At 62.1% G+C, this 9888-nt stretch carries 11 protein-coding genes and 1 pseudogene; 7 read left to right on the top strand and 5 right to left on the bottom strand.

All coding sequences use genetic code 11. The annotated features are described in order from the left end of the window. The 3 genes from ENZ74_RS10590 to ENZ74_RS10600 form a co-directional block, all read right to left on the bottom strand. On the bottom strand, positions 1 to 1297 hold a 1297-nt coding region (locus ENZ74_RS10590), incomplete at its 3' end, for a molybdopterin cofactor-binding domain-containing protein (protein ID WP_164760994.1). A 3-nt stretch (positions 1298 to 1300) separates the two neighbouring features. Then, positions 1301 to 2323, bottom strand: a complete 1023-nt coding sequence (locus tag ENZ74_RS10595) for a xanthine dehydrogenase family protein subunit M (RefSeq protein ID WP_063168019.1) — start codon at positions 2321 to 2323, stop codon at positions 1301 to 1303. Position 2324: 1 nt separating this feature from the next. Continuing rightward, positions 2325 to 2942 carry a (2Fe-2S)-binding protein gene (locus ENZ74_RS10600; RefSeq protein WP_013531562.1) on the bottom strand — a complete coding sequence of 206 codons (618 nt, stop codon included), beginning with the start codon at positions 2940 to 2942 and terminating at the stop codon, positions 2325 to 2327. A 181-nt stretch (positions 2943 to 3123) separates the two neighbouring features. Here ENZ74_RS10600 and ENZ74_RS10605 point away from each other — a divergent pair, with 181 nt between their 5' ends. From ENZ74_RS10605 to ENZ74_RS10625, 5 genes are all read left to right on the top strand, one after another. Beyond that, the gene (locus ENZ74_RS10605; RefSeq protein ID WP_082826673.1) at positions 3124 to 3294 is read left to right on the top strand and encodes a hypothetical protein; all 171 of its coding nucleotides are present in this window, start codon (positions 3124 to 3126) and stop codon (positions 3292 to 3294) included. Between the two features lie 99 nt (positions 3295 to 3393). Beyond that, entirely contained in the window at positions 3394 to 4569 is a 1176-nt protein-coding gene (locus ENZ74_RS10610) for an HlyD family secretion protein (RefSeq protein WP_244514300.1), read from the top strand. An 11-nt stretch (positions 4570 to 4580) separates the two neighbouring features. Further along, entirely contained in the window at positions 4581 to 6161 is a 1581-nt protein-coding gene (locus tag ENZ74_RS10615; protein ID WP_082826674.1) for a DHA2 family efflux MFS transporter permease subunit, read from the top strand. Positions 6162 to 6278: 117 nt separating this feature from the next. Further along, positions 6279 to 6596, top strand: coding sequence for a hypothetical protein (locus ENZ74_RS10620; RefSeq protein ID WP_013531559.1), 318 nt, complete (start codon positions 6279 to 6281; stop codon positions 6594 to 6596). Positions 6597 to 6640: 44 nt separating this feature from the next. Further along, on the top strand, positions 6641 to 7084 hold the full coding sequence (locus ENZ74_RS10625; protein ID WP_027161655.1) for a PPC domain-containing DNA-binding protein: 444 nt from the start codon (positions 6641 to 6643) through the stop codon (positions 7082 to 7084). Between the two features lie 23 nt (positions 7085 to 7107). On the opposite strand, the gene ENZ74_RS10630 is transcribed toward ENZ74_RS10625, so the two are convergent. Together ENZ74_RS10630 and ENZ74_RS10635 are read right to left on the bottom strand one after the other, a co-directional pair. Then, positions 7108 to 8382: a DUF763 domain-containing protein gene (locus ENZ74_RS10630; protein ID WP_063168023.1), complete on the bottom strand. Its 1275-nt coding sequence runs from the start codon at positions 8380 to 8382 to the stop codon at positions 7108 to 7110. 100 nt (positions 8383 to 8482) lie between these two features. After that, positions 8483 to 9091 (bottom strand): cysteine hydrolase, encoded by a 609-nt coding sequence (locus ENZ74_RS10635; RefSeq protein ID WP_063168024.1) that lies wholly within the window; start codon positions 9089 to 9091, stop codon positions 8483 to 8485. Positions 9092 to 9291: 200 nt separating this feature from the next. Here ENZ74_RS10635 and ENZ74_RS10640 point away from each other — a divergent pair, with 200 nt between their 5' ends. Continuing rightward, the gene (locus tag ENZ74_RS10640; protein WP_027161657.1) at positions 9292 to 9687 is read left to right on the top strand and encodes a GFA family protein; all 396 of its coding nucleotides are present in this window, start codon (positions 9292 to 9294) and stop codon (positions 9685 to 9687) included. Between the two features lie 24 nt (positions 9688 to 9711). Then, a pseudogene (locus tag ENZ74_RS35060) lies at positions 9712 to 9888 on the top strand (HD domain-containing protein); the annotation flags it as partial.

Consider the following 9888-nt stretch of genomic DNA (forward strand, 5'->3'; position numbering starts at 1 on the left):
CGACCAGCCAGTCGCCGTCGCGCATCGAGCCGACCTTGGGATCGCGCTTCGACCAGCCAAAGGCCTCCGACGCCTGGTCGTAGCACTTGATGAGTGAGCGGCTGGAAAATGGCTTGCCTCCGATGGGCTCCTTCTCCGGTTCATTGATGCGACGAAACTCGACAGGATCCATGCCGAGGGCCACGGCCATTTCGTCCATGGCGTTTTCCAGCGCGTAGACATAAGGCGTCTCCGGCGGCGATCGCATGTAGCCAGGCGTGTTGCGGTCGGCATGAACCAGCGAAACATGCGTCAGAACGGCGCCGTAATTGTACATGCGCGCGGTGGCGGACGTGCCGCCGACGACATAAGGGTCGGGGCGTGACGTCACCTCCCAGGCCTCATGTCCGAACGCCGTGATGCGGCCGTCCTTGCCGGCGCCCATGCGGATCCGATGCCGCGTTTCGGCGCGATAGGTCTGCGTACCGAAGGCTTGCATGCGATTGACGACGCAACGAACCGGGCGGCCAATGCGTCGCGCCGCGACGGCAACGATAGCGGTGCGTGCCGTCATCGGCCCCTTGGAGCCGAAGGCGCCGCCGATATAGGGACTGACGATCCGCACATTGGCCGGATCGAGCTTCAGCTGGCGTGCCAGTTCCACCTTCCAGCCGGTAACGTTCTGGCTGGGCTCGTGTATGGTCAACTGGTCGCCTTGCCATATTGCGGTGGTCGAAAACAGTTCGATCGGATTGTGATGCTGGGTCGGTGTCGAATATTTTTCGTCGATCTTTACCGTCGCATCCGCCCAGGCGGCATCGAAATCACCGGCCTTCGCATCCTCCTTGAACATAGGGTTTTTGCCGGCAGCCGGCTCCATCTTCACGCCCTTGGAATCAAAGCTGGCGGCGGGCCGTTCGTCCTCATAGTCGGCGCGGATCAACATTGCGGCTTCCTCCGCCGCCTCGAAGGTCTCGGCAACCACCAGAGCGATGATCTGACCGTCGTGAAAAACCGTCTTGTCGTGCAAAGGCCCGATCGAACTTGCGCCGGTGTTGCCGAATTTCGGCGTGTCGGTCTTGTCCATATCGTCATAGGTGACGATGTCCAGCACACCGGGTACGGCCCGGGCGTCTTTCGTGTGAAGTCCCGAAACCTTGCCCCGGGCAATGCTGCTGGTGGCAAGGGCACCGTAGGCGACGTTGGCCGTGACGATGTCGGCGGGATAGCCGGCCTGTCCGGTAACTTTTAGCCGGGCGTCAATGCGGACAACCGGATCGCCCTGGTTTTCCCTGGGGGCGGGTGCAGCTTGGTTCATGGCTCAGCCCTTCATATCCCGGGTTTCGAGCAGCGCCCGCACCAGCGTGCGCTTGCCGAGCGGTATCTTGAATGCGTTATGCTCGCGCGGTCTGGCATCGGCGAAGGCAGCCTCGGCAGCCTCTTGCGCCGCGGCTTCGTCAAGCACTTTGCCCTGTAGCGCGTCCTCTGCTTCGCGCGCCCGCCACGGCACCGTCGCCACACCACCAAGCGCAATGCGCGCACTCCTTACCGTCTCGCCATCCATGTCGAGCGCAACAGCCGCGGACGCCAACGCAAACGCGTAGGATTCGCGATCACGAATCTTCAGATAGCGCGACCGGCTGCTCCACCGTTCGAGCCGCACTTCGATGGCGGTTATGAGCTCGTCGGCGGCGAGATCCGTCTCGATGTCGGGCGTGTCGCCCGGCCGTTTGTGCAGCTTGGCAAATGCAAGCGTGCGCCTTCCCCGCGGACCTTCGATCTCGACGGTGGCATCGAGCGCAACCAGCGCCTGCGCGAAATCGCCGTGATACGTGGCGATGCAGGCATCGCTCGTACCCAGCACGGCGTGTTGGCGATTGGACCCTTCCATCGCAGCGCAACCGGAGCCGGGTTCGCGCTTGTTGCACGGCCAGGAAATCTCTCGAAAATACTCGCAGCGCGTACGTTGCAGCACATTGCCGCCCAGGCTCGCCATGTTGCGAAGCTGACCGCTGGCGGCGAATTTCAGGCTGTCGGCAAGGGCGGGGCAACGCCGCCGGACGTCATCGTTGTCGGCTGCTTCACCCATGCGGACCAGTGCACCAAACCGGATCGTGTTATCGTTTATCCTGATCTGCCGCAAGGCTGGCTCGGCAAGAGTGTTGAGGTCAAGCAGTCGGTCCGGCCGCGCGACACCGAGCTTCATGTAGTCGGCCAGATTGGTGCCGCCGGCGATGAATTGCGTGTCGGCGCCGGTTGGCGGAACGCGCACGGCATCGACACGGGATGCCATGGCGATTGCAGCGGAGACGCTGGTTGGTCTTTCATAAACGAAGGGGCGCATCCTAAGCCCTCCTGATCTCGTCGCGCGCCTGGACGATCGCCGCAACGATGTTGGGATACGCCGCACAGCGACATAGATTGCCGCTCATATATTCGCGAATGTCATCTTCCGATCCAGCATGGCCTTCGTTGATGCAACCGATTGCGGACATGATCTGACCCGGTGTGCAATAGCCGCATTGAAAGGCATCGTGGTCGACGAAGGCCTGCTGGACCGGATGCAGTTCCCCGTCCGTCGAGGCCAGGCCTTCCACCGTTGTGATCTCCCGCCCCTGGTTCATGACGGCAAAGCTCAAGCAGGACAGTACCCGCTTTCCATCGATCAGAACCGTGCAGGCGCCGCACTGACCGTGATCGCAACCTTTCTTGGTGCCGGTCAGGCCGACGTGGTCGCGCAGAGCGTCAAGCAGGCTGGTTCGATTGTCGAGCGCGAGATTGTAGGTCTGTTTGTTGATACGCATTGAAACCGCCGACAAGTCGCGCGGTTCGGCTGGCTTTGCGGACGCTGGCTGGGCAGCTCTCGTCGGGGAATTCACAAGCGGCATCGCCGCCGCCGCCGAAACAGAGGCCGTCATGAACATGCGTCTGCTCAGGCCACTGGACATCTTGGCATCGGGCATGGCTGGCTCCGGGCTGGCTGGGTCTCAAGCGGCCCAAACCAGTCGCGGAGGACAAAGTTCCCTCCTCACGAGCCTGTGATCCTTTTTCTGCTGGCGGGATCGATATAACCGGAACCTCGCCTGTCGAGCGATGGTTGTGTGCCAAGAGCCGGTGTGTGCCAAGGGCCGGAAGGAGGCGATCATGAGCGATGGTCGGCATGACAAGGACGGTGACAATGGACCTGTGTTCTCTGCGGAGCAGGCGAGACAGGGCGAGATCATCCTGCGAACGCGCACGCGTCGGGTTATGTTCATAGCCGGCTTGGTCGGTATCGTGATCCTGGCCATCGTGGTCAGGTTGGCAATCGGCTGAACCAATTCCGCCAGGCGCGAAACCGTGCCCGGTCGCCAGGAACCTTTTACGACCAGTTGTCGTTGACTGGCCACGGTCAAAACTCCTGGGAGTTCTCCCGTGGACGCGAAAACCCAAACCGAAGAATCTGAAACCGGCGACACGCACGCCACGTCACGCAGGGCCACCTCAGAGGCGGCGCCAAAGCACCGGAGAGACGTCGGTCAGGAGCACAAGCAGGATAAGCAGGCCGGAGAACCAAAGCCCAGCCTGCTGAGCTTCCCTCGGCGGCACCCTTACATATCCATCGCCATCCTGCTCGCAGTGCTGCTGATTGCCGTAGGGCTGGTCTTGTGGTGGCTGGACGCGCGTCAGTATGAATCGACCGACGATGCTTTCATCGACGCCCGCACGGTGACGATCGGTGCCGAGATATCGGGTCGTATCACCGATGTCGCGGTCACCGACAACCAGTCTGTGAAAGCCGGCGACGTGCTCTTGCGCATCGACGACAGCGACTATCAGGCAAGCCTGGCGGAAGCCGACGCCGGTGTGGCCTCGGCGCAGGCCGAGATCGTCGATGTCGGTGCACAGATCGAAGCACAAAACGCCAAGATCGATGCGGCACAGAAGCAGGTGGCGCAGGCCCAGGCCGCGCTCGAGTTTGCCAAAGCGGAGGACAAGCGCAACCGTGAGCTGCTGGCCAAGGGAACCTCCACCCAACAGCAGGCGGAACAGGCCGCTTCTACCCTGCGCCAGGACCAGGCCGCCCTCGACAGCGCCGGAGCAAACGTGGCAGCCGCGAAAAGCCAGGTCACTGTTCTGCAAGCACAGACCAAGAGCGCGCAAGCAAAGCTCAATCAAGCCAAGGCCAGCCAGGAGCAGGCCCGCACCATGCTGTCGCGCACCATCATAACCGCGCCTGTCGCCGGTCGCGCCACCAGTATCACGGCCGCCAAGGGCACCTACGCCCAGCCTGGTCAGGTGCTGATGATGTTCGTTCCCGACGAGGTCTGGGTGAAGGCTAATTTCAAGGAGACCCAGCTTGATCTGATGCGGCCGGGACAGCCCGTCGACATCGATATCGACGCCTATCCCGAAAAGAACTTCCACGGCCGCGTCGACAGCATCCAGGCGGGCAGTGGCACCGCCTTCAGCCTGCTGCCGGCCGAGAATGCCACCGGCAACTTCGTCAAGGTGGTGCAGCGCGTGCCCGTGAAGATCGTCTTCGACCGACCGCCGGGCGTGCTGCTGGGTCCAGGCCTGTCGGTGGTGCCGACAGTCAAGGTGAGATGAGCGCCGTCGAAATGGCTGGTGAACGGAGCGAAACCCGGTCCGCCGCCGGCGGGCGCAATCCGTGGCTGATCGCAGTCGTCGTCTCGATCGCCACCTTCATGCTGGTGCTCGACACCTCGATCGCCAACGTGGCGCTGCGCAACATCGCCGGCAGCCTCGCGGCCGGGATGGACGAAAGCACCTGGGTGATCACCACCTATCTGGTCGCGAATTCCGTGATCATCCCGGTTAGCGGCTGGTTGGCCAGCGTCATCGGCCGCAAGCGTTACTACATGCTTTGCGTGGCGATCTTCACCATAGCGTCGCTGCTGTGCGGCCTGGCGCCCAATCTGGAAATGCTCATCGTCTTCAGGATCCTGCAAGGCCTCGGGGGCGGCGGCATGGCACCCAGCGAACAATCCATTCTCGCCGACACCTTTCCACCCGAAAAACGCTCCCAGGCATTTGCTCTTTACGGCATTGCCGTCATCGTCGCACCGACAGTCGGGCCGACCATCGGCGGTTGGCTGACCGACCATTTCTCCTGGCACTGGATATTCTTCATCAATGTCCCGTTCGGCATCATGTCGCTTGCCTTGGTGCAGTGGCTGGTGGTCGAGCCTGATGTGCTCGAGCGCGAACGGCAGGAACGGTTGAAGGGCGGCCTCAGAATAGACTGGGTCGGTTTCATCCTGGTCGCCACGGCACTCGGCTGCCTGGAGATCTTTCTCGATGAGGGCCAGCGCAACGACTGGTTCGCATCAGGTTTCATCGTGACCTTCGCGGCGATTTCGGCGGTCTCATTTCTGCTGCTGATCCCGTGGGAATTCAGTCACCGCGATCCGATCGTCGACGTCCGCCTGCTGTTCAGCCGCCAGTTCGGCACATCGTTCCTGGTGATGATGGCAGTGGGCGCCGTGCTGTTCAGCACCACCCAGTTGATGCCGCAACTGCAGCAGACCGCCTTCAACTATACGGCGACCCTGTCGGGCCTGTCGATGATGCCGGGTGGCATCGCAATGTTGATGCTTATGCCGATTTCCGGATTTGCCGGCGCCATCGTCCAGCCCAAATACCTGATCATGGCAGGCATGTCCGTCGTCGCTGTCGCGCTCTGGCATATGACATCGCTCACCCCGGACGTCAGTTTCGGCTTCTTTGCCTTCGCGCGCATCTTCCTGATGATCGGTTTGCCCTTCCTGTTCATCCCCATCTCGACGGCGGCTTACGTCGGTCTTGCTCCGCAGCAGACGAACCAGGCGTCGGCACTCATCAACGTTGCCCGTAACATCGGCGGAAGCATCGGTGTGTCGCTGTCCAACACGGTGATAGCCCAGAACGCGCAAATCCATCAGGCAAACCTCGTCGGCCACACGGCACAGTCGTCACCGGCCTACCAGCAGGTTCTGCGTCAGGCGACCGAGCACTTCGTGGCTCAAGGCTCGCCGATGATCGACGCAAAACAGCAGGCGCTCGGCTGGATAGGACAGTTGATAGCGCGGCAGGCCTCATTGCTCGCCTATATCGATGTCTTTCGATATTGCGCGGTAGCGACCGCACTGCTCGTTCCTCTCGCCTTGCTGCTGCGCTCTCCCCGGCCCGAAAAGCGTTAGCTCGCGCCGCGGCGGTGTATGGCGCTGCCCCGCCATGCGGCCTCGGCTTCGCGAACTTATGTTGGAACCACCGCGTCGGGTCGACGTTCAGCCCTTGTTCAACAGGAGGAGCTGGCCATGCCACGAGGCGACAAATCGAAGTACACTGACAAGCAGGAGCGTAAAGCCGACCACATTGCCGAAGGTTATGAGAAGCGCGGGGTTTCCGACAAGGAGGCAGAGCGGCGCGCATGGGCAACCGTCAACAAGGACGATGGCGGTGGCAAGAAGGAAGGCGGTTCGGGCCGCGGCAAACACACGGGCCATCCGGCGGCGCACAAAGGCGGCAAAAGCGGCGGCAAGGCATCGGCATCACGGTCTGCCGCAAGCCGATCGGAATCGGCAAAGAAAGCTGCAGCGACCCGCAAGCGCAATGCGGAACACCGTGCCCATTGATCTGACGGCGGCGCTCAATGGGGCCGAACGATGGAAGGACAGGGATGAAATCGCAGCTCGTCAATGAGATCGGCGGACAAAGGACATTTGTCCTGGTGCTCGACCCAGGCGAAGAAGCGTTCGCGGCACTGACCGCCTTCGCGGTCGACCAGAAGATCGGCAGCGCGTCCCTGACCGCCATAGGGGCTTTCGAAAAAGCCACCGTGGGCTGGTTTGATCCGGACGCGAAGACCTACCGCAAAATCCCTATCGACGAACAGTGCGAGGTTCTGAGCGCGATCGGCGATGTCGCACTGGGTGATGACGATAAGCCCAGCCTGCACGTCCATGCGGTGCTGGGATTGAGCGATGGCACCACCCGGGGTGGACATCTGCTTGATGGCATCGTTCGGCCAACGCTCGAAATCACCCTGGTGGAAGCGCCCGGCCATCTGCGCCGCAGCAAGCGCCCGGATCTCGGTGTCGCGCTCATCGATCTGGACGATTGATCTACAGCCGCTCTAGCTCGTTCTCAGGCCTTCTTGCTCCGCTCAGCAGGTGCTGTGTCCGGGGCCGCTTCCCACCCGAACACGCTGCGCCCGCCAAGCAGATGCGACTGGTCGAATTCTCCCGCGACAATTTCCTTCAGGCTGAGGCCGGTGACGTATCGTTCGACTTGCCGCGACTGATCGTCGAGCCGCCTCAAGGCGCCGATTTCTTCATCGCGACCGAGCTTTGCCTTTTGCACGGCCGACTTCAGCACGCCGATCGTCTCGTCATAGACCTTAAGCGGCACAGGGAACGGGTGCCTGTCCTTGCCGCCATGCGCCAGCGAGAAGCGGCCGGGATCGGAAAAGCGGCAAGGCGCGCCATGCACCACCTCGGCAACGAGGGCCAGCGCGCGCACCGTGCGCGCGCCGACGCCGGGGACCAGAAGGAGCTCGGCGAAATCGGTGGGACCGCGGTCCGCGGCGGCGGCGATATTGCCGTGAAGACGATGCATGACGACATCGCTTTCGCGAACGTCGTGATGGGCCGGCATGACCAAATGCGGCAGCAGCGGCTGCTCCGGTTCCTGCCGGCGCCTCGGCTCCGCGCAACGCTCCAATGCTGCAAGCTCGCCCAGGATGCGATCGGGTCCGAGCTCCTGCAAAAGGTTCAGTTGCCCTTGGCGCGACGCGTCGGCGCGCCTGTCGGTCAGGTTGACGATCTCGCCTTGATTGATGCCCTCGATGGCGGCATGCGGCTGGTCGACAAAACTCTTGAGCCCCTCGGAGAGCCAATGGTAGCGGCGCGCCACCTTGCTGTCACCGTTCATGCCTTGCTGCACCACGACCCAGCGACCGTCATCGGTGACGATGAAACCATGCAGGTAAAGATCGAAACCGTCCTGGACTGCGGCGCTGTCGACCTTGGCGACAAGACGGCTGACGGTGGCCAGGCCCGCTCCGTCAAAGCCGACGCGTTGGCCGATGGCTTCGAGTTCATGCGGGGTTTTTCGCGAATGCGCGCCGCGACCACCGCAGACATGAATGCCGAGCTCGCCGGAAAGCGGCGTGAGGCCACGCTTCAAAGCGCCCACGACGCTGGTCGTGATCCCCGACGAATGCCAATCCATGCCCATGACAGCACCAAAGGACTGGAACCAGAACGGATGCGCCAGCCGTCGCAGCAGTTCGTCTCGACCATAGTGATGAATGATCGCTTCGCACATCACGGCGCCAAGACGCGTCATGCGGTCGCCGAGCCATTTTGGCACGCGCCCGCCATGGAGTGGAAGATCAGCACTTCCCGATCGTTGCGTCACGTCTGCTATCCGTTCTGGTGTCCGTTATTCTCTTAACAGATAGGCAGCCAAACCGCGCAAGGAAGCATGGACACTTTCCGCCGAGCCGAGTTGGCGAACGTCAAGTCCAGTTCGAGAGAACCGTTTCCATCTCAACCGTCTCGACCTGCTGCGCGAAACGTTGGTGGTAAACGGTCAGCAGTGCGTCGTGGGTTGAATCGGAAGAACTGCATAGCGCGTCCGTGACGAGAACCACGCGATAGCCGAAATCGATGGCTCCGAGCACCGTGGCCAGAACGCAAACATCCGTTTCGCCACCGGTGATGACGAGCGTATCGATGCCGCGCTCCACCAGGAAGGCTCTGAGGCGCCCTTCGAACCAGGGCGAGTAGATGTGCTTGTCGATGATCGCCGCTGGCGGGCAGTAGCCGGCTAAAGACGGCAACAGTTCGGTCATTTCAGGCCCGATCGTCTCGATCGTCTGTGAAGCCCAGCGCTCATAATAGCGCTTCCAGGTGCCGACGCCCTGCCCCGGCTTCTTGGCTGGCAGGAAGCGTGTAAAGACCGTCTGCGGCGCGCGTCTTTCGACCAGCGTCTCGATCTGCGGGAGAACCCGGGTGATCCAGGGTGTTGCCCATTGAGACGGCTCGGCAAACAGCCGCTGCATGTCCACGCAGACATGCATGCATCGATCGCCCAGGGGACCGTATGCCAGCCCCGGCATCGACATCAGTGCGTCTCCGACCGGCCAAGCATTCCTGACTCCTCATTTTGCCAGCAAAGACACGCAACGCCGCGCGCAAGCACTGGTTCCTGAGATAGCCAACAGGAACCGACGCAAATGACCGGCGTTTTCGCTGTGATGAATGGAGGTGCTCGCATGAGACCGCGCGAGAGGCGTTGGAGCCGCAAGTCAACCGGGGCGCCAAAATGGAACTGAGCGGAGGATGTCTCTGCGGCACGATCCGCTTCCGCGTTGGAAGCGAACCGAGAGTGCATTACTGCCATTGTGATATGTGCCGGCGAGCGACCGGCAGTGCGTTCGCGGTTCTGGCCTGGGTGCCTTCCCAAAGCGTGACCTGGACCGATGCGACGCCGACCTATCGCAGGTCTTCGCCGATTGCCTGCAGGGGGTTTTGCTCCGCCTGCGGATCGCCGCTCAGCCTCGCCTATGACGCATCGCCGGGAGAGATCGCGCTTCATGTCGGAACGTTCGACGATCCGGCTCGCCTGGAGCCGCGCTACAATTATGGATCGAGGCAGCGACTTGGCTGGGTTTGCTGCGGAATGGACCTGCCGCACCACGACACCGAGGAGCGATGGTGAAACCATGTCTGAAGGGGAAGCCTGATGAGCATGTTTTACCGGGCGGCCAAGATTGCCGAAGAGGTCCACCAGGCACAGCGCGACAAGACCGGGCGACCTTATATCGAGCACTGTCGCCGTGTCGTTGACGCGGTCGAAACCAAGGATCAGAAGGTCGTCGCCTATCTCCATGACGTCCTGGAAAAGGGCGAAGGCTGGGAC

This window comes from Mesorhizobium sp. M7A.F.Ca.CA.002.15.2.1, assembly GCF_003998715.1.
Lineage (GTDB): Bacteria > Pseudomonadota > Alphaproteobacteria > Rhizobiales > Rhizobiaceae > Mesorhizobium > Mesorhizobium ciceri.